The organism is Kribbella sp. NPDC000426 (genome assembly GCF_040300265.1).
Taxonomy (GTDB): Bacteria; Actinomycetota; Actinomycetes; order Propionibacteriales; family Kribbellaceae; genus Kribbella.
Window position 1 is genome coordinate 111,286 of sequence record NZ_JBEPDK010000013.1, and the last position, 20,816, is coordinate 132,101.

Genomic DNA, 20,816 nt, shown 5'->3' on the forward strand with positions numbered 1-20,816 from the left:
GTTCCCGACCGCGCGTCTGTTGATCCCCCGTCCGTCCTGTGGCGGCGAACGTGGCGGGGAACACAGCCTCAGGCGAGACCGGCGGCCATCAGTGCCGACGGCAGGTCCGGCGCGGCGAAGGTACGCAGGCCGTACTTCTTCTGGATGTCCATCGGCTTGAGGTCCTTGCTGCGGTTCGGGATGTCGGCCGGCACGATCGCCTTGGTGAACCCGAGCCGGGCCGCCTCCGCGAGCCGCTTCTCCAGACCACCGACCCGCCGGACCTCGCCGGCCAGGCCGACCTCGCCGATCGCGATCAGTCCAGGGTGGATCGGCTTGTCCATCACCGAGGACGCGACCGCGATCGCGACGGACAGGTCCGCGACCGGCTCGGTGATCTTGACGCCGCCGACGGTCGCGACGTACACCTCCTTGTCGGTCAGCTTCAGACCGGCCCGGTTCCCGAGGACGGCGAGCACCATCGCGACCCGCGAGGACTCCAGCCCGGACGTGGTCCGGCGCGGCTGCGGTGCCGCGGACGGCCCGACCAGCGCCTGTACTTCGGCCAGCAGCGGCCGCCGGCCCTCCATCATCACCGTCACGCATGTCCCGGCGACGGGCTCGGCGTGCTCGGAGACGAACAGGCCGGTCGGGTCGGTCACCTCGACGATCCCGGTGTCGACCATGTCGAAGCAGCCGACCTCGTCGGACGGGCCGAACCGGTTCTTGGTCGCGCGCACCATCCGGAACCCCGAATGCCGGTCGCCGTCGAACGCGAGCACGACGTCGACGAGGTGCTCGAGCATCCGCGGACCGGCGATCGCGCCGTCCTTGGTCACATGGCCGACCAGCACGACCGCGATGTGCCGCTCCTTCGCGAGCCGGACCAACGCGCCGGTCACCTCGCGGACCTGCGTCACGCCACCCGGTGCGCCGTCGACCTCGGGATGCGCCATCGTCTGCACCGAGTCGATCACCAGGAATGCCGGCTCCACGGCGTCGATCTGCCCGACCACTGCGGACAGATCGGTCTCGGCGGCAAGGAACAGCTCGTCGACGAGGGCATCCGTGCGGCCGGCGCGCAGCCGCACCTGAGCAGCCGACTCCTCGCCGGAAACGTAGAGGGTCCGCTGGCCGCCGCGTGCGGACTGCGCCGCGACCTCCAGCAGCAGGGTGGACTTGCCGACCCCCGGCTCACCCGCGAGCAGGATCACCGCGCCCGGCACGACGCCGCCGCCGAGCACGCGGTCGAGCTCGCCGATGCCGGTCGGGCGCGACTCGGCCTCGATCGCGGACACCTTCGCGATCGGCATCGCCGGCGACGACACCGGACCCGCCGTGATCCGCGCGGCCTTCGGCGCACCGACCTCGGCGACCGTCCCCCAGGCCTGGCACTCGCCGCACCGCCCGATCCAGCGCGCCGAGGTCCACCCGCACTCCGAGCACGCGTATGCGGGCTTCCCCTTCGCCTGCGTCGCCGCCTTCGCCATAAGGACCAACCTAGACGGAGCGTCCGACAAATCCCTTCAACGACCGGAGGACCCGCTTCATCCAGCCGGTTGTACGGCGTGGGACGTCGTCGGCGACGACCGGCAACTGCGTGGTCTGTCGGGCGGCTTCGAGGTACTTCGTCAGGATCTCGCTCTCCGACGTCCGGAGCAGTGCGCTCTGTTCGAGCAGTTCTAGTCCGGCGCTCAGGCGGCCGGCGGTGACCTCAGCGGAGCCGAGGTGTTGCAGGCAGCGGGCGTGGCCTTCGCGTTCGTCGATCTCGGCGTACAGGTGGGCGGCGTGATCCCAGCGGCTGACGGCCTCGTGCGGATTGCGTTGCATCCACGCGGCGACGCCCATCAGCTCGAGCGCGTGCGCCTGACCGCTCAGATCGCCTGCTGCGGTGGCCCGGGCGACGGCGGGTCGCAGGTGGTCCAGCGCACCCTCGGCGTCCTGCTGGTACAGGTGTACGACGGCGAGATTGACGGCGATCGCCACATCGGCCGCGAGGTCCGGACCGGGTCGTCTGAGTCGTGCCTCATCCAGCCGGTCGCGCGCGTTGAGCACTGCCTCTTCGCGGTCGTTCCCTGCCGGTGACCGGTCCGCGCGGGCCAGGGACAACAGGGCTCGCTCGACCTGCCGACGCGTCGTCATCGCGGCTGCAGTGCGGTTGTGAGTCGCGATGTTGTCGGAGATGCCCAGCCGGGTGCTGGCCGTGTCCAGGTCACCCAGCATCCGGTACGCCGTTGCCGCGCGTGCCGCAGCGAGCTCGGCCAGATCACGGCGGCCGCACACCTCGGCTGCGGCACTCAGCAGGTCGCTGAGCTGGAGCAGCGCATCCGGATCGGCACGTCGTACGTACCAGGCCTCGAGGGCGTCGCAGATGCGGGCGAAGTCGTCGATGGTGTCGACGTGCGGCTTCTCGGCCATCAGCAGTTCGCGGAGCCACTCCTCGTGCAAGGCGTACCACTCCGCGGCCGCCATGCCGCCGGCGTGGGATCCGAGCGCGATCATCCACTGCTCGGCCTCCTCGGCGGTCGCATGCAGCTCTGGAGCGCTCTCGCCGCTGTGCCGCCAGGAACGCCGGATCGCCGGGCCGTACTGGATGATCGTGATCGCTCCGAGCAGCACGGTCACGCCAAGGCCGATCCACTGCACCCAGCCGCCGCTGTCGAGGCTCTGGTTGAGCATCTCCGACGCGAGCCCTGTCAGCAGTGCGGACGCCACAGTGCCGATGACGAAACCGAAGCCAGGCGTCTGCCGCGACTCCTGCTCCTTCTCCACGTCATCGCTCATGGCCGGCTTCCCGTCGTCAGCCCGCGCACGACGGTCCGCCAGAACGACAGCATCAGGACCACTGGAACGATCGACGCGACGACGGCCGCGGCTGCGACCGGCCCGCTCGACGCGGAGAACTGCCGCGCTTCACCCCACAGCACGAGCGACAACGGCGTCGTACCGGGGCCGCTGATCAGGAACCCGACGATGAAGTCGTTCCACACCAGCGCGAACTCCAGCACCGCGACAGCGATCAGTGCGGGTCGGTACGTTCGCTGCACAGTCGCCAGTACGGCGCTCTGCCGCACTGGGCCTTGCAAAGCCTCGGACACCAACGCGGGTGGGGCAGACGCGAATGCGGACCGCAGCAGCAGCACTGCGAACGGGAGACCTGCTGCCGCGTGCACGAGTGCTAGTGCGATCCGGGAGCCGGCCAGTCCGGCTGCGTCGATCGCGTCGCGCAGCGGAGCGGCGTACATCTGCACTGGTGTCACTGCGAGTACTACGAACACCGCCATGACAGTCCGGCCGACGCGCACCGGCAGACCGCCCCACGCGACCAGATAGGCCGTCGGTACGGCGATCACGAGCAGTACGGCGGTAGCGGCGCTGGCGATGATCAGCGTGGACAGCAGAGCCCGGAGCAACCCCACATTCGCCGCTGCAGCGAAGGAGGAGAAACCGAGTCCCGACGCTGACCACCAGCCACGCACACCGGCCTCCGCAGGGGAGTGCAGCGCGGTGAGGACGAGTACTACGGCTGGGAAGATCCACACCAGCGCCACTGCGAGCCCGATGAGCCACCCGAACCGCCGTACGGACCGGCGAGGCTTCGGACGCCCCAGTGACGGCTCCGGCCGTACTACGGTCACCGGCATCGCCCACCGCCGCCGACGCAAGCCCCGTACGCCGATCAGCCCCACTGCGGCGACGATTGCGAACAGCACGACGCCGAGCGCCGCCGTACGTCCCGTGTCGTCACCACTGGTCGTCGCCCGCCACCAGTTCAGCCCGAGTACGTCGGCGGACCGCTGCATCGACCCCGGTACGACGATCAAGATGAGGTCGAAGACCCGCACTGCAGCGATGACCACGGTCAGCGTGACCACGCCGGCGATCGGCCGGAGCAACGGAATCTCCAGCGCACGCAGACGCCGCCAGCCCCGAACGCCTTCTGCAGTAAGGGTTCTGGCCACGTCGTCGGGTATCGCGTCCAGACCGGCGCGGAACAGCGACACGACGTACCCCAGCCAGGTCCAGCCGAACGCGGACACCAGCACGAGCCAGAACAGACCAGGGCCGAGCCACACCGGACTTGAACCGAACAGTCGGGTCCAGACCGCCGTGACTGTTCCACGCTCCGGTGTCGGGTCGAAGAGCAACCGGAACGTCGCTCCGGACACCAGCACCGACACTGCGAACGGAATGACCAGTGCCGGCTGCAGGAACGTCGTCACCGCGGGCAGCCGATAACTCAACAGAGCAAGGAAGAACCCGACCACGACGATCCCGAACGCAACCAGCACCCAGAGCAGACTGTTGCCAACGGCCCGCAATGCGCCCTGGTCGGTCATCACTGCGAAGTTGCCGAACCCGAACCCGTCCGGCGTCCGGAACGCCGCGACTACGGTCACTCCGATCGGCACCAGCAGCAGACAGCTGAGCAGTAACGCCGGCAGCCCCAGCAGATACGGTCCGGCCGGGCGGCGCGGTTTGCCGGGGACCGGGCGACCGGTGATCTCACGGCCGACGATCTCGAGGGACAAGCCGTTGGTGTGCAGCCCCATCAGCTCTCCTCCACCGTGCGCATCTCGTCGATCGCGTCGTCCACAGCCCCTGGTACGGCCGCCTCGCGACCGCCGATCTGGATCAGGAAGTCGGTCAGTACGCGCCATAGCCCGTTGATGTCGCCGAGCCGGCCGAGCTGGTCGGACAGGTCGAACTGGAGTTGCTCACCGGGCTTGGTCAGCTGGACGGCAAGGCGGGTGAGCTCAGGGGTGTACCCGGAGACCCGTCCGTCGACCAGGAACCCGCCCTCCTTGATCCACGGGTCAGCAGCGCTCGGCCGGGACAGACGGCGTACCAGGTCTAGGGCGTCGTCCCTGGTCGGCTTCGGCAGCACCATGACGTCGCCACCGACGACCACAGGTGCGGCAGTTCCCGGACCCATCGGCGGGAAGGTGAACAGACCGATGTCATTGGGGTCCGCGGCAAACGAGCGCACAACCGGCTCGGCGAAGTCCGACGCCAGCACCATGGCCGCTCTGCGATGGCCGAACACCTCGATCAGCGCATCCGGGAACTGCTGGACCAGCGACTCCTTCACTCCGCCCGCCAGCACGCCAGGCGCCGACCACATGCTCCCCAGCAACCGCAGTGCCGCGGCGAACTGCGGCTGCTGCGATGGGCGCGGGTCAGCGGCGGTCGCGAGTCCTACGTAGACGCTGGGCGCGATACCGAGCAGCACGTTCTCCAGGAAGTCGGTGAGCACCCAGCCGTCACCTGCCGCCAGCGACAACGGTGTGATGCCCGCCTGGGTCAGCGTCCGGTTCAGCGTCAGCCACTCCGACCACAGCCGTGGCGGTTGGACGCCGACCTGCTCGAACACCGAGGGCCGGTACCAGACCGCTGACTTGTGCGCAGTCTTGAACGGCACGCCGTACGTCGTCCCGTCGTGTGTCAGGAGCTCGTTCCACAGCCGGGCCCGCCCGAGTGGGGCCAGGTCGTCGGGCATCGGCTCGAGGTCGTCGAGATGACGTGGGACGAGTCCGGGCTGCGGGAGCATGACGATGTCCGGGCGTCGGGTGGAGCGTGCACCGAACGCGGTGGAGATGTCGTCGCCGAGCGGTACGACTTCGACCGGGTAGCCGAGTGTTCCCAGACCGTCGAGGACCTTGTGGAACGCGCGTAGCTCCTGCCCACTCCAGCTGACGGCCACCCGGACGGCCCGCCGCAGTCCCAGCACGTCACTCGAACACCCGGTGAGCAACAGCGCTCCTGCAGCGCCGAGGAACGCTCTGCGGCTACTCGGCATCGTCGAACCCGGTGATGCGTGTCGCGCTGGTCGTGATCAGCAGCAGTGCGACCGAGGCGAGGTCAGGGTTGGGACGGATCGACAGGAGCGATCCCCACGTAGGCAGGCCGGTCGCGTCCTCCAGCACGATCGCCCGCGGATATGCGCCGAGTGCCCGGGCCACTCCGGCCAGCCGGCGACGACCCGGGGTGATCTCGTGCGGGTAGCGGTCCTGGACATCCTCAAGGCCGCAGCCGATGACCTTGACCAGGCTCTCGTCCCGGGCGGCCTGTTTGGTGACCTGGTGCGTGGTGCGATGGCCGTGCATCACATTGCCGAGGACGGTCAGGTGGGGGAGCAGTCCGCCTTCGGCCGGTACCAGCCGGACCGGTCCGCCCTTCAGCACGACCGCACCGGGCGGCGGGTCCTCCAGCCCGGTCAGTACGTCGGCTACCAGGCGACGGTCGGCGGCATGCGGTACGACGACCGCGCGCTGCTCACCTACGTCGATCCGGAGCCGCTCCGGCAGCCCCGGTACGCGTTCGAGCAGCAGACCGTCCATCCCTGTCAACCCTATGAGTACTGAAGGTCGCTCTGCAGACCACAGAGAGTGTCGCTAGAAGCTCTTGCTCCACAGGTTGACGGCGTAGTCGACCTCGGAGCCGACATGCGAGGCGATGATCCGCTTGGCGTCCTTCGGCGTGAACTCGATCTTCACCACGGCCTCGAAGTCCTGCCGCGATTCGAACCGCCAGCCCATGTCCAGCGGCGTCCGGTGCCAGCCGCGGTCGGTCCAGAAGCGCTCCACCTCGGCCGGCTTGATCATCGGGTACGACGCGCTGAACCAGCTGCCGAACGTCGACCGGCTGCCGTCGTTGTCGATCACGAACGCCGTCCCGCCATGGCGCATCACCCGGTCCAGCTCGGCCAGCCCGGGTTCACAGCCCGGTCCGAAGAAATACGCCCAGCGCGCGTGCATCACGTCGACCGACGAGTCCGGCACCGGCAGGCGCTGCGCCGTACCCTGCCGTACTTCGACGTTCGGCAACGCCTGCGTACGTCGACGGGCCGCGTCCGCCAGCGCGCCGTGCGGCTCCACGCCGATGACCCGCCCGGCAGTCGCGGCGAACTTCGGCAGGTGGAACCCGGTACCGCAACCGATGTCGAGCACTGTCGCGCCGGCCCAGTCCCGGATCGCCCGCATCGCCGGCTCGATCACGCCGTCCGGATCGACGGCCCGGTTCTCGATCTCGTACACCTTCGGGTGGTGCCAGATGTTGGGACTGGGGATCCCGCCCTCCGCGATGCTCACGACGTTCGAGCCTAATGCAGTTGAGCCGGCCACCCTCCACTGCGATGCTGCGCTCCGTGCAGATGACCGAGTACGCCGGCCCCGACGGCCTCAGCGACATGCAGGAACTCATCCAGCGGACCTGGAGTCCGGCATCCCGGCTGCACCTCGGCGACGTCGCCTGGGAGCGCAGCGTGAATGCCCGCAGGTCCGCGGACAGTTGGCGTACGGCGGTATGGCGTGACGGCGACGAGGTCGTGGCCTGGGGATGGCTGGAGCAGCCGAGCCACCTGCTGATGACCGTCGATCCGGACCAGCCCGAAGTCGCCGCTACGGTCGTCGAGTGGTTCCAGGCGACAGCAGACGGTCCGCAGTTGGCGGCCGGAGTACTGGAGACCGAGAAGCACCTGCTGGCTGCGCTGGAGTCGGCCGGCTTCGAGCGTGACGACAATGCACCGTACTTCACTCATCACTGGATCTCGCTGGACGCGCTGGCCGAACCTGTCGTGCCCGAGGGCCTGACGTTGCGACACGTTCAGCAGGACGAGGTGGCGAAGCGGGCTGCTGCGCACCGGGCGGCGTGGTCCGACCTGGGACCGTCAAAGGTGACCGACGAGGACATGTCCGCAGTGATGACGACCTGGCCCTACCGGCCCGAGCTGGATTGGGTGGTGGAGAACGAGGCCGGAGAGTTCGTCGCCTCAGCACTGATCTGGCTGGACGAGCAGCACCAGGTCGGATTGGTCGAGCCTGTCGGCTGCAGTCCGGAGTACCGGCGGCGCGGGCTCGGTGCAGCAGTCAACCTGGCTGCACTGCATGCGCTGCGGGAGGCAGGTGGGACCAGGGCGGTCGTCTGTCCGCGAGGTGATGACGGGTACCCGCAGGCGCGGGCGCTGTACCAGAGCATCGGCTTTCGGCCGGGTTCACGCACTCTGCATCTGCTGCTTGGTTAGTGCAGCTGCCAGGGCGGCCGGGATCAGGAGCAGCCCGCAGAAGACCGCCAGCCAGTGGAAGCCGAGGTGGGCGAGGACCGGACCGGCAGCTGTGCCCGAAAGGGAAGCCAGGACGCCCATGGTCAGGTCGGACAGGCCCTGGGCCGACGTGCGGATGCCGTCCGGCACGGACCGGGACAGCAGAGTCGACCCGGCGACCAGACAGGCGGACCAGCCCAGGCCCAGCGTGAAAAGCGCGAGTCCGGTCAACGCATGCGCATCGTCCGGCGCGACAGCGGCCAGTGTCATCGCGATCGCCAGGATGCCGAGGCCGATGCCGATCGTGGGGATGCGGCCGAGCCGGTCGGCCAGCCAGCCGGTCACCGGGGACAGCGCGTACATGCCGGCGACATGTCCGCTGATGACGAAGCCCACGATGGTGAGAGATGCGCCGTGGTGCCGCAGGTGCACTGACGTCATCGACATGACCCCGACCATCACCGCGTGCGCAGTCGCGATCGCCAGCAGCCCCAGGCGTGCATGCGGAATGGCCATGACCTGCCGGAACGTCTCGGCCAGCGGCTGACGCTCCACCCGCATCGGTCTCACCTGGCTCCGCATGCCCACCCAGACAGTGGCTGCGCTGAGGCCGAAGGCGACGACCGAGAAGACGTACGGCCCGGCCAACGCCAGGATGCCGAGCGACGTGCCGACCGAACCGCCGACACCGGTCAGGTTCGGTCCGACGATGACGCCGATCGTGGTGGCCCAGACGACCAGCCCGAGCGAGCGGGCGACGCGGCTGGGCTCGGCGGCGTCGGTAGCGGCGTACCGCGACTGCAGGTTGGAGGCCGAGCCGCTGCCGAAGAGGCAGCCGGCAGCAAGCAGCAGTGCGAGCGAGCCGATCTGTGCCGCCACGATCGTCAGCGCCGCTCCCACGAACGCGATCAGGTATCCGAGGCTCAGCGAGACCCGACGGCCGTGTGAGCGAGCGAGGCCTGCCAGCGGTACGGCGAGAGCGGCGGCGCCCAGCGTGGTCGAGGTGGCTACCAGTCCGGCCAGGGACGTCGAACCCGAGACGTTCTCGGCCAGGAGAGCGGCAACTGCGAAGCCGCTGGCGGTCGCGACTCCGCCGAGGGCGTTGCTGGCGACCAGCACGCGTAGGGTCGTCCGCTGCTGCTCGCTGGTCACGGGCAAACCCTCTCATGAAACCTGACGGGGAAGGTGATTATAGGATCGTCCCGACATAATTCGAGCCGCGCTTCCTTGGAGTCCGGATGTCCGACATCGCGATCGTCCCTGCCCCGCGAGAACTCACCGTCGACGAGGGCCGGTGGATCACCGCCGATCCGGTCGGCGAGGCGGTTCGCGACGTGGTCGAGAATCTCGAACCGAACGAGTACCGCATCGACGTCAGCCCCGACGGCGCCCGCCTCACGGCCGGCTCCGAGGACGCGCTCCGGCACGCGGAGACGACGTACGCGCAGCTGATCGAGGCGGCCGAGCCGACCGACGAGACCGGCAAGGTCGCGGTCCCGCTGGCGCGGATCGCGGACGCGCCCAGGTTCGCCTGGCGCGGGATGATGCTCGATGTCGCCCGGCACTTCATGCCGAAGGAGTTCGTCCTCAGGATCATCGACGTACTCGCCCTGCACCGGCTGAACGTGCTGCACTTCCACCTCACCGACGACCAGGGCTGGCGGGTCGAGATCGAGGCGTACCCGAAGCTCACCGAGATCGGCGGGTGGCGGGCCGAGACGATGGTCGGCAAGATGACCCGCGGCCAGAAGGAGTTCGAGTACGACGGCGTCCGGCACGGCGGGTTCTACACCAAGGACGACCTCCGCGAGATCGTCGCGTACGCCGCCGATCGCGGGATCACCGTCGTACCGGAGATCGACCTGCCGGGGCACATGCAGGCCGCGATCACGGCGTACCCGGAGCTGGGGAACCACCCGGACCAGCAGTTGACGGTCCGTCAGTACTGGGGCATCAGCGAGGACGTGCTGAACGTCAACGACGCGACGGTCGAGTTCGTGAAGACCGTGCTGCGGGAGGTGCTGGACATCTTCCCGTCGCCGTACATCCACCTCGGCGGCGACGAGTGCCCGTCGGTGCAGTGGGCCGAGTCCGAGGCGGCGCAGAAGCGCCAGGCCGAGCTGGGGCTGACCGAGCCGGGTCAGCTGCAGGGCTGGTTCACCGCGCAGGTCGCGGAGGTGCTGGCCGAGCAGAACCGGCGGCTGGTCGGCTGGGACGAGATGGTCGACACCGACTGCCCGGACGACGCCGTGATCATGGCGTGGCGGAGCGCGGAGCGCGGCGAGATCTCGGTCAAGGCCGGTCACGAGACCGTGATGGCGCCGTGCGAGTCGGTGTACTTCGACTACTACCAGGGCGACCCGGCCACCGAACCGCTTGCCATCGGCAACTTCATTCCGCTGGAGAAGGTGTACGACTTCGAGGTGATCCCGGAGTCGCTGACCGACGAGCAGAAGGCGCTGATCGTCGGCACCCAGTGCCAGATCTGGACCGAGTACATGGAAGGCCCGGAGCAGGTCGGTTACATGCTGCTACCGCGGCTGTCCGCGTTCGCCGAGCGCGCCTGGGGCTCGGAGAAGGTCTCGTACGACGAGTTCCTCGGCCGGCTGCGCCCGCACCTGGCCCGGATCGAGAAGCTCGGCGTGAACTACCGCCCACTCGATAGCTGAGGGGATAACTAAATCTCCGTAATCCCTGTTAGCAGGGGTAGACGACCCGGCCTTATCTGGCAAACGATGAACCGACAGGAGGCCGGGTCGGGAAGCGGAGAGGTTCATGACCGTCGTGGGGCCGCTGGACGCGATGTTCCTGGGTGGCGAGACTCGGGAGCAGCCGATGCACGTCGGCGGGTTGATGTTGTTCGAGCTGCCGGAGGGCGCCGGGCGGGACAACGTGTTCCCGGAGAGCTCGCGGGACTTCGTCTCCCGGCTGTACCACGACATGCTCGCGGCGCCGTCGGTCAATCCCTTGTTCGAACGGCGGGTGCGCAACCGGCCGCAGGACCTCGGCTACTGGTCCTGGGAACGGGATCCGGACATCGACCTCGAGTACCACGTCCGGCTGTCCGCGCTACCCCGCCCGGGGCGCTACCGGGAGCTGTTCGAACTCACCAGCCGGCTGCACGGAACGCTCCTGGACCGTCACCGCCCGCTGTGGGAGATGCACCTGATCGAAGGCGTCGAGGGCCGCCGGTTCGCGATCTACAGCAAGATCCACCACTCGATGATCGACGGCGTCACCGCACTCCGCTGGATGCAGGACACGCTCACCACAGACCCGAACAGAACAGACATGCCCGCGACCTACGCCCTAGCAGGCCAAGGCTTCGTCGGGGCGGGAACTGCCCCCGGGATGCCGACCGCGGCGGAGCTGTTTGCGGCCGTTGGACGCCTGCCCGTTCGGACACTGGGCGCCGGCCGACTGCTGGCGGAACTCGCCGGACTGACTCCGGTCGGGTTGAAGGGGCTGCTGCAGGCGACGATGCCGTTCCAGGCGCCGAAGACGATCTTCAACCAGCCCGTGACGGGCGCGCGGCGGTTCGCGGCGCAGTCATGGCCGCTCGAGCGGTTGGAGAAGGTCCGCGCGATCACCGGCGCGACGCTGAACGACGTACTGCTGGCGATGTGTTCAGGCGCCCTACGCAACTACCTGATCGAGCAGGACGCCCTTCCCGACAGGGCGCTGACGGCGATGATCCCGGTCTCCCTGCGCGACCGCGACGGCGCACCCGGCGGCGGCAACTCGCTGGCCACACTCATCGCCGACCTCGCCACCGACCTGCCCGACCCCGAACGCCGGATCCGACGCATCATGTCCTCGACCGCCCACGGCAAGAGCGTGCTGTCCGGGCTCAGCCCGCTGCAGAGCCTGATCGTCGGCGCCCTCGGCTTCGGCGTCGCCGGCCCGGCCGCAGTACTCCCGGGCGTGGCAGGCCGTACGAGGCCGCCGTACAACGTCGTGATCTCGAACGTGCCGGGCCCCACCGAGAGCCCGCTGTACTGGAACCGGTCGCGGCTGCTCGGGATGTACCCGGCGAGCATCGTGCTCAACGGTCAGGCGCTGAACATCAGCGTCACCAGCTACGACCACCAGCTCCACTTCGGCCTGATCGGCGACCGCCGCACCGTCCCGCACCTGCAACGCATGCTCGGCCACCTCGAAGACTCACTGGCAGACCTCGAGAACATCCACTAGCCGGCGAGCAGGGCGTCGATCTGCGACATGGCCTGCTGCATGCCGACGTCCATCTGAATGCCGAGCAGCTGATCCATCTGTTCGCGGGTGTCGAACGAAGCGCGTAGTTCCATCCGGGTGCCGCCGTCGGACGCCGTCAGCTCCACATGCGCGATGTACGGCGGGAGGACGTCGTCGATCTCCCCGTCAGCATTCGCGAACGAGTCGACGAACTCGAGCGACTTCGGCGGATCCACCGCGAGGAACTGCCACAGGCCGTGGAACTTCTCGCCCTCCGGGCCGGTCATGTAGTAGAACACCCGGCCGCCCGGCGTCAGGTCGTGATCGACCATCGTCGCCGGATGCGTCGGCGGCCCCCACCATCGCTCGAGCTTGCGCGGGTCGGCCCACAGCTCCCAGACCTTGTCGGTGGACGCGTCGAAGTCCGCCACCAGGGTCAGGGTCAACGCCTCGAAATCCTTGTCAATGCTGGTCACGCCCATGGGTTCCATCTCCTTCGTCTTCGGCCAACAGATCGGACATCCGCTCGATCCGTCCGCGCCAGGTCGCCTCGAGCTGGTCCAGCGCCTCCCGGGCCCGCCGTACGGCGTCGATCTCGCTGCGCACGAGCTGCTCCCTCCCGCGTCGTTCCTTGCTCACCAGGCCGGCCCGCTCCAGGACGGCGACGTGCTTCTGCACCGCGGCGAAGCTCATCGGATACACGTCGGCCAACCGGGACACCGATGCCGCCTCACCCAGGCACCGCCGCACGATGTCGCGCCGCGTCGCATCCGCCAACGCGTGCAGCAACCGATCTGTCAGAACCTCATCTACAACCATTTGGTTGTACGTTAGGCCGGAGAAAACCCCCGGTCAAGAGCGACCGGGGGTTTGAGCTAAAGGCGAACGATCCCGTTCGGGGTGTCGAAGATGGCGGCGTTGAGGCCGGGCTGGCCGTTGGGGCCGACCCAGGCGACGTCGAGGTCGTTCAGCAGGTGGTCGGCCGGGTGACCGATCCAGTCGGTGACGCGGACCGGGTCGCCCGCGATCTCGAGGGCGGTCAGTTTGATGCCCTTGCCGCCGACCGACGGGTGCTCACCGAGGTCGTCCCAGTGGATGAAGAACGGCAGCTGTGGGTCCGCGATCAGACCCTTCACGCCGATCTGCCGCCAGGTCAGGTTGACCCCGTCGGGCCGGTGCCGGTTGCCTGGAACCGACTGCCGGCCGAGGCGCTGCTCCATCCGCTCCATGTCGCGGACGGCGACCACCCAGCCCAGCCAGCCACCGCCGAGCTCCTTGCGGGCGCGCACCGCCTGACCGAACGGAGCCTTGTCGGACGCCGGATGGTCCAGGACGTCGACGACCTCGATGTAGCGGTCGTTCTCCAGCGGGAGGATGTGGTTCACCGTGCCGAAGCGCGGGTGCACCCCGCCGTCGACGAACTCCGCTCCGAGCAGCGCGGACAACCGCTCGACGGTCGCACGGCACCCCTCGGGCCCGCACGCGTACGACAGATGATCCAGACGCATGCCAGTCATTGTTGCGTCCCCCACCGACAATCGCCGTACAGGGGTGTGTCGTTAGGCTCTACGTCATGCGCACCGTGGTCATCGGAGGAACTGGTCATATCGGCACCTACCTGGTCCCGGCGCTGGTTCGCCTCGGTCATCAGGTCACGGTGCTCAGTCGCGGCGAACGTACGCCGTACCACTCGGACGGCACCTGGCGGAACGTCACCTTCCTGCAGGTCGACCGGGCCGCGGAAGACGCGGACGGCACGTTCGGCAGCCGCATCGTCGGGCTCGAGCCGGACATCGTCGTCGACCTGATCTGCTTCACCGAGGACAGCGCGCGCCAGCTGGTCGAGGCGCTCGAGGGCAAGGTCCAGCACCTGCTGCACTGCGGCACGGTCTGGGTGCACGGTCCGAGCATGGTCGTCCCGACCCGCGAGGACGTGCCGAGGCGACCGTTCGGCGACTATGGCATCCAGAAGGCCGCGATCGAGGAGTACTTGCTCACCAAGGCGCGCCGCGACCAGTTCCCGGTCACGATCGTCCACCCCGGCCACATCTGCGGTCCCGGCTGGACCCCGGTCAACCCGGCCGGCAACTTCAACCTTGACGTCTACCAGCGCTTCGCCAAGGGCGCCGACGTACAGATCCCGAATCTCGGGCTCGAAACCCTGAACCCCGTCCACGCCGACGACGTGGCCGGCGTCTTCCTGGCCGCGATCGCCAGCCGGGCGACCGCGATCGGCGAGAGCTTCCACGCGGTGGCGAGCGACGCCGTCACCCTCCGCGGGTACGCCGAGGCCGTGGCCGACCGGTTCGGCTACGACGCGCAGCTCGACTTCGTGCCGATCGACCGGCTCCGCGAGCAGCTGTCGGAGCAGGACGGCCAGGCGACGTGGGACCACGTCCTGCACAGTCCCAACTGCTCGATGGCGAAGGCCGAACGCATGCTCGGCTTCCGGCCGCGCTACTCCGCCGTCGAGGCCGCGATGGCCGGCATCGACTGGCTGGTCGAGAACGGCAAGATCACTTAGACGCCGGGTGGGGCAGCAGCGGACGCGCTGCCTCCAGGTGCTGACGGCACATCTCCGCGAGGACGTCGTACGCCTTGGGACCCATCAGGGTCTGCAGCTCGACCTTGCTCGACTCGAAGACCGCCTCGACGCCGATGTGCGCCTCGGTGTTGCCGGTGCAGTACCAGTCGAGGTCGTGCCCGCCCGGGCCCCAGCCGCGCCGGTCGTACTCACCGATGCCGACCTCGGTGTACGTCGTGCCGTCGGGGCGCTCGACCTCGCGGAAGGTGCGCCGGATCGGCAACTGCCAGCAGACGTCGGGCTTGGTCTCGACGAAGTGGATGTCGCGCTTGAGCGCCAGCCCGTGCAGCGCGCAGCCCGCGCCGCCCTCGAAGCCCGGACGGTTCAGGAAGATGCAGGCGCCGTCCCAGACCCGGGTCTTGCGCTCACCTTCGTCGTCGGTCTCCACCCAGCCGTTGGCCCGGCCCTCCTTACGGAACTGCCAGTCCTCCTTGCCGAGCTCCTTGACCCACTTCTTCACCCGCTTCTCGTCGTCGGAGTCGGAGAAGTGCGCGCCGAGCGTGCAACAGCCGTCGTTCGGCCGGCCCTTGTAGATCCCCTGGCAGCCGCCGCCGAAGATGCAGGTCCAGTTGGACGTCAACCAGGTCAGGTCGCAGCGGAAGACCTGGTCGGAGTCGTCGGGGTCGATGAACTCGACCCAGGCACGGGGGAAATCGAGAGAAACCTCAGGCACTCAGAAAGCGTACGCGCCTTCGGTCCCCAAGCGTGAACCCCGACTCCCGACCCGCCGTTACTCCGCCCGTCCAGTAGCGTGGGGGAATGCGGCTCGGCGTTCTAGACGTGGGATCAAACACCGTCCACCTGCTCGTGGTGGACGCACATCGCGGTGCCGCGCCGCTTCCGGCGTACTCGCACAAGACCGAGCTGCGGCTGGCCGAGCACCTGGACAAGGACGGCAAGATCGCCGAGTCCGGTGCCGACGGGCTGGTCGCGTTCACCAAGGAAGCGGTCGAGCTGGCCGAGGACAAGGGCTGCGAGTCGCTGCTCGCGTTCGCGACCTCCGCGCTGCGTGAAGCCCCGAACGGCGAGAAGGTGCTGGACCGGGTCCGGTCCGAGACCGGCGTGGACCTCGAGGTCCTGACCGGCGACGACGAGGCGCGGCTGACGTTCCTCGCCGTACGGCGTTGGTTCGGCTGGTCCTCCGGCCGGCTGGCGGTGTTCGACATCGGCGGCGGGTCGCTGGAGATCGCGGCCGGATCCGACGAGCAGCCGACCGTGGCGGTATCGGTCCAGCTCGGCGCCGGCCGACTGACCCGCGAGGCCCTGACCGCGGACCCGCCGGACAAGGAGCAGGTCCGTGCGCTGCGGCGGCGGGTCCGGCTGGAGATGGCGGCTGTCGCAGGTCCCGTACTGCGGGCCGGCCGGCCGCAGCGGTCGGTGGCCACGAGCAAGACCTTCCGCTCGCTGGCCCGGATCGCCGGGGCTGCGCCGTCCGCCGACGGCCCCTACGTGGCCCGGACGCTGAACCGGGACGACCTGAGCGACTGGATCCCGAAGCTGACCAAGATGACCGCCGCCGAGCGAGCCGCGTTGCCCGGTGTATCGGCCAGCCGCTCGTCGCAGCTGGTTGCCGGCGCACTGGTCGCGGACGCCGTGATGGATCTGTTCGACCTGCCCGCACTCGAGGTCTGCCCGTGGGCCCTCCGCGAGGGCGTCATCTTGTCCCGGCTCGACCAGCTGCAACCCCGGTGAACCAATGAACCCCCGCACAACCGCGAAGATCGGTCTGTCCACAGCCTCCGTCTACCCGGAGTCGACGGCGAGCGGTTTCGAGCTCGCCGCCCGGCTCGGGTACGACGGCGTCGAGGTGATGATCGGGATCGACCCGCTCAGCACCCAGATCGACGCGATCAAGCGACTCGTCGACTACCACCAGCTCCCCGTGCTCGCGCTGCACGCGCCGACGCTGCTGATCATGCAACGGGTCTGGGGGACCGACCCGTGGAGCAAGCTCGAGCGCAGCGCCGAGGCCGCGAAGGAGCTCGGCGCGGACGTGGTCGTCGTACATCCGCCGTTCCGCTGGCAGCGGGACTACGCGCGCGGGTTCGTCGAGGGGATCGCCCGGCTGGAGGCCGAGACCGGGGTGACGCTGGCGGTCGAGAACATGTACCCGTGGCGTGCGCCCGGCCGGGACCTGCAGGCGTACGCGCCGAGTTGGGACCCGACCGAGCAGACCTACGCGCACACCACCCTCGACCTGTCGCACGCGTCGACGGCCGAGCAGGACTGCGTCGAGCTGGCCGCGACGATGGGCCAGAGCCTCACCCACGTCCACCTGACCGACGGGACGGGCTCCGCGAAGGACGAGCATCTGGTCCCGGGCCGCGGGACGCAGCGCGCGGCGGACCTGCTCGGCACGCTCGCGAACCAGGACTTCCGCGGGCACATCATCATCGAGATCAACACCCGCCGTGCGACCAGCCGCTCCGAGCGGGAGGTCGACCTGGTCGAGTCTCTCGAGTTCACCCGCAAGCACTTCGTCCGGTCCACCTCGCGCCGTACGTCGTTCGCGGTCACCCCGGAAGGTGAGATCTCGGAGCTGACGCCGTGACCGCTCCCCGACGTACGCCGGGACGCCGCCCCGGCGGACCGGACACCCGGGGAGAGATCCTGCAAGCCGCCCGGGAATCCTTTGCGGACAAGGGATTCGGGGCCACCTCGATCCGTGCGGTCGCGCGGCAGGCCGAGGTCGACGCGGCCCTGGTACACCACTACTTCGACAGCAAGGAAGAGCTGTTCGTCCAGGCGATGGCGCTGCCGCTCGACCCGCGGCAGGTGGCCGCCCGGATCCTCGACGGTCCGCGCGACGAGCTCGGCCGGCGGATCGTGACGATCTTCCTCGGCGTCTGGGAGTCCGACGAAGGCCAGCAGCGGATGAAGGCGATGCTCCGCAGCGTCGTCACCAGCGACGATGTCGCCCGGCTGATGCGCGAGGGTATGACGAGCATGATCCTGCAGCCGGTCTCGCAGCTGCTCGACGCCCCCGATGCCCTGCTCCGCGTCGGTCTGATCGCCGGCCACCTGATCGGGATGGCGCTCACCCGCTACGTCGTCGAGCTCGAACCGGTGGCGAGCGCGGACCTGAGTACGCTCGTCGACCGGATGGCTCCGGCGATCCAGCAGTACATCAGCGGCTGATGCAGATCCCGACCGACGCCGAGATCCGTGCGCTGCATCGCGAGTACGCGCCTGGTGTGGACGCTTTCGAGATCGTGTTCGAGCACTGTCAACTGGTGTGTTCGATCGCCTCGCAGTTCTTCGCCGCGCTCGATGTGGACACCGATCTGGTGCGGGCCGGCGCGCTGCTGCATGACATCGGGGTCTATCGGCTCGGGTCGTCGGCTTACGTCCGGCACGGCGTACTCGGGCACGAACTCCTTGCCTCGTTGGGTTTTCCGGTCGAGATCTGCCGATTCGCTTCGTGTCACACCGGAGTCGGGATCACACGGGACGACGTCGTACGCCAGGCGCTGCCGATCCCGGTCGACGACTACCTGCCGCGGACGCCGGAGGAGGAGCTGGTCCTGTACGCGGACAAGTTCCACAGCAAGCGAACGCCGCCGGTGTTCATGTCCGGCGACACGTACGCCGCGGACGTCGCGCGGTTCGGGCCGGACAAGGTGCTGCGCTTCGCGGCGCTGCGCTCGACGTACGGCGACCCCGAGCTGAGCGCGCTGAGCGCCACCACTGGGTACGCCGTCATCTGACGAGGTTGTTGTTGCCAAGGGACGTCGTCCGCGCTAAATTCATCATATGATGAAAAACGCGGTGAGTTGCCGTGAGGTCGTCGTCGTCCGCGGCGACCGTGAGGTGCTGCACGGGGTCGGTTTCGACCTCCGGGCCGGAACCGTGACCGGACTGCTCGGGCCTTCTGGCTGCGGCAAGACGACGCTGATCCGGGCGATCGTCGGCCTGCAGGCGCGGGTGACCGGCGATGTGTCCGTGCTCGGGATGCCCGCCGGCGCGTCCAAGCTGCGCGGCCGGATCGGGTACGTGACCCAGGAACCGAGTGTGTACGGCGATCTCACCGTCACGGAGAACCTCCGCTTCTTCGCCGCTGTCCTCGGTGTCGCGTCGTCCGACGTGGCGCGCGTGATCGAGGCCGTCGACCTGACGAGTCATGCCGATGCCCGCGTGGACCGGCTGTCCGGCGGTCAACGCTCCCGTGCGTCCCTGGCCGCTGCGCTGCTCGGCAGTCCGGAGCTGCTGGTGTTGGACGAACCAACGGTCGGTCTGGACCCCGTGCTACGCCGCGACCTCTGGCAGCTGTTCCACAAGCTCGCCGACGACGGTGCCACGTTGCTGGTCTCGAGCCACGTGATGGACGAGGCCTCGCGCTGCGACCGGCTCCTGCTGATGCGCGACGGCGACCTGCTCGCCGACGACACTCCTCAGGCACTGCTCGACTCGGTCGGCACCGATGACATCGAGCAGGCGTTCCTCACCCTGATCGACCGGAAAGCAGGTGCGCGATGAGTCCGCGGGTGACGTTTGCGGTTGCGGCTCGGGTGCTCGCCCAGTTGCGGCGAGACCACCGCACGGTGGCGATGCTCATCGTGCTGCCGGCCCTGCTGGTCAGTCTGATGTGGTGGATGTTCCATGACTCGCCGGGCACGTTCGACCGGATCGGCGGGCCGCTGCTCGCGGTGTTCCCGTCGATCATCATGTTCGTCGTCACGTCGGTCGCGACGCTGCGCGAACGGTCGAGCGGGACGCTGTCGCGGCTCTTCACGATGCCGATGGCGAAACTCGACTTCCTGCTCGGGTACGCGCTCGCATTTGCATTGATCGCCGTCGTTCAAGCCCTCGTCGTCGTCTCGATCGCCTTGTATCTCTTGGATCTGAACATCCAGGGCGACGCGTGGCAGCTCGGCGTGGTCGCAGTCCTGGACGGCGTCCTCGGTGCGGCGCTCGGCCTGTTTGCCAGTGCGTTCGCGGCCACCGAGTTCCAAGCTGTCCAGATGATGCCGGCCGTGATGATCCCGCAGATCCTGCTGTGCGGCCTGCTCGTCCCGCGCGACCAATTGCCCACGGTCCTGCACGCCATCAGCGACGTACTCCCACTCTCCTACGCCGTCGACGCCGTCATCAGCGTCACCCAAGGCAACGGCCTAACCAGCGGAGCAGGCGGCGACGCCCTCATCGTCCTCGCCTTCGTCCTGGTAGCCCTGGCCCTAGGAGCCGCCACCCTCAAACGCCGCACCGCTTAAGGCCACGGCCAGTCTCGGCGCCGAAGGAATAGAAGGAAAGAGGAATTGAGATTGGTGGCAGGCTTCGTGCGCAGCCGGAGGTTCGTCGCGTGGCCTCAGCAGATCGACTCACCGTCATGGGGAAGCTGGAGCTACCAGCGGCCACCTGTCAGTTTGCTGTTCTGCTTAGAGCCTCAGGCCAGGCATCGCCCTCTATGCTCGAGGAATCCAAGTTGCAACCCGCGCGCCCGCCGGCCCTCGGCTTGTGCCTGCTGGGGGGCGTAAGCACGATCCCTGCCAGCACAGCGACCTGCTCCATCGCCAGTTCGTGAAGGGCTGCAGTTCCCGGACGCTGCACGGCAATGCGCCGTGCCCAGGCGAAGCCGCCACTCATGCCGCGACCATCCGTTCCTCGCGCAGACGGCCTCGACCACGCAACCCGACCGCGACAACTAATTGGCATGCCGGTTCGGCTTGTAAATAAGGGATTCCGGCGACTCGCCGATTTGGCGGACCGATCTTGAGCAGGTAGAATCGAACACATGTTCGACACGGATCTGGAGCAGCTGTCGACGGCCGACCTACTCGAGTCCGCCGCCGAACACCGCGCCACGGCCAACCAGGCCGACACGCGACTGCTGCAGCACGCCCAGATCTACGCCGACCGCCACCACCCCTCCACCTGCAGCACCCGCCCGATCCGCCCCGGCCACCGGTCAGCCGACGGCCGCGAACGGGCCGTGGTGCTCGGCGGTGACGGTTGCCCGGAGCTCGCGGAGTTCGCGATCGCCGAGTTCGGTGTCGTGCTCGGCATCTCGCCGATGGTCGC

At 68.6% G+C, this 20,816-nt stretch carries 21 protein-coding genes and 1 pseudogene; 11 read left to right on the top strand and 11 right to left on the bottom strand.

All coding sequences use genetic code 11. From position 1 onward, the window contains the following. Positions 1–68: 68 nt before the first annotated feature. The 6 genes from radA to ABT313_RS43610 are packed head-to-tail and all read right to left on the bottom strand — an operon-like array spanning position 69 to position 7,070. Positions 69–1,469, bottom strand: coding sequence for a DNA repair protein RadA (radA, locus tag ABT313_RS43585; RefSeq protein ID WP_350866796.1), 1,401 nt, complete (start codon positions 1,467–1,469; stop codon positions 69–71). Positions 1,470–1,479: 10 nt separating this feature from the next. Continuing rightward, the gene (locus tag ABT313_RS43590) at positions 1,480–2,763 is read right to left on the bottom strand and encodes a tetratricopeptide repeat protein (RefSeq protein ID WP_350866797.1); all 1,284 of its coding nucleotides are present in this window, start codon (positions 2,761–2,763) and stop codon (positions 1,480–1,482) included. Then, positions 2,760–4,532, bottom strand: a complete 1,773-nt coding sequence (locus ABT313_RS43595; protein ID WP_350866799.1) for an ABC transporter permease — start codon at positions 4,530–4,532, stop codon at positions 2,760–2,762. The genes ABT313_RS43590 and ABT313_RS43595 overlap by 4 nt, the downstream gene beginning before the upstream one ends. Next, entirely contained in the window at positions 4,532–5,779 is a 1,248-nt protein-coding gene (locus ABT313_RS43600) for an ABC transporter substrate-binding protein (protein WP_350866801.1), read from the bottom strand. The genes ABT313_RS43595 and ABT313_RS43600 overlap by 1 nt, the downstream gene beginning before the upstream one ends. After that, positions 5,769–6,320, bottom strand: a complete 552-nt coding sequence (locus ABT313_RS43605; RefSeq protein ID WP_350866803.1) for a P-loop NTPase family protein — start codon at positions 6,318–6,320, stop codon at positions 5,769–5,771. The genes ABT313_RS43600 and ABT313_RS43605 overlap by 11 nt, the downstream gene beginning before the upstream one ends. A gap of 54 nt (positions 6,321–6,374) precedes the next feature. After that, the gene (locus ABT313_RS43610) at positions 6,375–7,070 is read right to left on the bottom strand and encodes a class I SAM-dependent methyltransferase (RefSeq protein WP_350866805.1); all 696 of its coding nucleotides are present in this window, start codon (positions 7,068–7,070) and stop codon (positions 6,375–6,377) included. A gap of 44 nt (positions 7,071–7,114) precedes the next feature. On the opposite strand from ABT313_RS43610, the gene ABT313_RS43615 reads away from it, so the two are divergent. Continuing rightward, a complete protein-coding gene (locus ABT313_RS43615; RefSeq protein WP_350866807.1) occupies positions 7,115–8,002 on the top strand; it encodes a GNAT family N-acetyltransferase in 888 nt (295 codons plus the stop codon). Here the strand turns inward: ABT313_RS43615 and ABT313_RS43620 are convergent. After that, on the bottom strand, positions 7,973–9,172 hold the full coding sequence (locus ABT313_RS43620; protein ID WP_350866809.1) for an MFS transporter: 1,200 nt from the start codon (positions 9,170–9,172) through the stop codon (positions 7,973–7,975). The genes ABT313_RS43615 and ABT313_RS43620 overlap by 30 nt on opposite strands. A gap of 86 nt (positions 9,173–9,258) precedes the next feature. Between ABT313_RS43620 and ABT313_RS43625 the strand changes: the two genes are divergently transcribed. Next, positions 9,259–10,689 (top strand): beta-N-acetylhexosaminidase, encoded by a 1,431-nt coding sequence (locus tag ABT313_RS43625; protein WP_350866810.1) that lies wholly within the window; start codon positions 9,259–9,261, stop codon positions 10,687–10,689. A gap of 106 nt (positions 10,690–10,795) precedes the next feature. Continuing rightward, positions 10,796–12,214, top strand: coding sequence for a WS/DGAT/MGAT family O-acyltransferase (locus tag ABT313_RS43630; RefSeq protein WP_350866812.1), 1,419 nt, complete (start codon positions 10,796–10,798; stop codon positions 12,212–12,214). Here the strand turns inward: ABT313_RS43630 and ABT313_RS43635 are convergent. From ABT313_RS43635 to ABT313_RS43645, 3 genes are read right to left on the bottom strand one after another with little or no spacing between them, the layout of a single operon-like run. Then, positions 12,211–12,690, bottom strand: a complete 480-nt coding sequence (locus ABT313_RS43635; protein WP_350866814.1) for an SRPBCC family protein — start codon at positions 12,688–12,690, stop codon at positions 12,211–12,213. The genes ABT313_RS43630 and ABT313_RS43635 overlap by 4 nt on opposite strands. Then, a complete protein-coding gene (locus ABT313_RS43640) occupies positions 12,677–13,033 on the bottom strand; it encodes an ArsR/SmtB family transcription factor (RefSeq protein ID WP_350866815.1) in 357 nt (118 codons plus the stop codon). The genes ABT313_RS43635 and ABT313_RS43640 overlap by 14 nt, the downstream gene beginning before the upstream one ends. 56 nt (positions 13,034–13,089) lie before the next feature. Next, positions 13,090–13,722 carry a VOC family protein gene (locus ABT313_RS43645; protein ID WP_350866817.1) on the bottom strand — a complete coding sequence of 211 codons (633 nt, stop codon included), beginning with the start codon at positions 13,720–13,722 and terminating at the stop codon, positions 13,090–13,092. A 65-nt stretch (positions 13,723–13,787) separates the two neighbouring features. Between ABT313_RS43645 and ABT313_RS43650 the strand changes: the two genes are divergently transcribed. Next, entirely contained in the window at positions 13,788–14,738 is a 951-nt protein-coding gene (locus tag ABT313_RS43650) for an NAD-dependent epimerase/dehydratase family protein (RefSeq protein WP_350866819.1), read from the top strand. Here the strand turns inward: ABT313_RS43650 and ABT313_RS43655 are convergent. Then, positions 14,731–15,471: a DUF3109 family protein gene (locus tag ABT313_RS43655; RefSeq protein WP_350866821.1), complete on the bottom strand. Its 741-nt coding sequence runs from the start codon at positions 15,469–15,471 to the stop codon at positions 14,731–14,733. The genes ABT313_RS43650 and ABT313_RS43655 overlap by 8 nt on opposite strands. A 107-nt stretch (positions 15,472–15,578) precedes the next feature. Here ABT313_RS43655 and ABT313_RS43660 point away from each other — a divergent pair, with 107 nt between their 5' ends. The 7 genes and pseudogenes from ABT313_RS43660 to ABT313_RS43690 form a co-directional block, all read left to right on the top strand. Beyond that, a complete protein-coding gene (locus ABT313_RS43660) occupies positions 15,579–16,490 on the top strand; it encodes a Ppx/GppA family phosphatase (RefSeq protein ID WP_502884073.1) in 912 nt (303 codons plus the stop codon). A 4-nt stretch (positions 16,491–16,494) separates the two neighbouring features. Continuing rightward, positions 16,495–17,349, top strand: coding sequence for a sugar phosphate isomerase/epimerase family protein (locus tag ABT313_RS43665; protein ID WP_350866825.1), 855 nt, complete (start codon positions 16,495–16,497; stop codon positions 17,347–17,349). After that, positions 17,346–17,936, top strand: coding sequence for a TetR/AcrR family transcriptional regulator (locus tag ABT313_RS43670; protein ID WP_350866826.1), 591 nt, complete (start codon positions 17,346–17,348; stop codon positions 17,934–17,936). Before ABT313_RS43665 ends, ABT313_RS43670 begins: the two co-directional genes overlap by 4 nt. Then, positions 17,936–18,505 (top strand): HDIG domain-containing metalloprotein, encoded by a 570-nt coding sequence (locus ABT313_RS43675; RefSeq protein ID WP_350866828.1) that lies wholly within the window; start codon positions 17,936–17,938, stop codon positions 18,503–18,505. Before ABT313_RS43670 ends, ABT313_RS43675 begins: the two co-directional genes overlap by 1 nt. A gap of 46 nt (positions 18,506–18,551) precedes the next feature. Beyond that, positions 18,552–19,274, top strand: a complete 723-nt coding sequence (locus ABT313_RS43680; RefSeq protein ID WP_350866829.1) for an ABC transporter ATP-binding protein — start codon at positions 18,552–18,554, stop codon at positions 19,272–19,274. Beyond that, positions 19,271–20,008, top strand: a complete 738-nt coding sequence (locus ABT313_RS43685) for an ABC transporter permease (protein ID WP_350866831.1) — start codon at positions 19,271–19,273, stop codon at positions 20,006–20,008. The genes ABT313_RS43680 and ABT313_RS43685 overlap by 4 nt, the downstream gene beginning before the upstream one ends. A gap of 521 nt (positions 20,009–20,529) precedes the next feature. Then, a pseudogene (locus ABT313_RS43690) lies at positions 20,530–20,816 on the top strand (hypothetical protein); the annotation flags it as partial.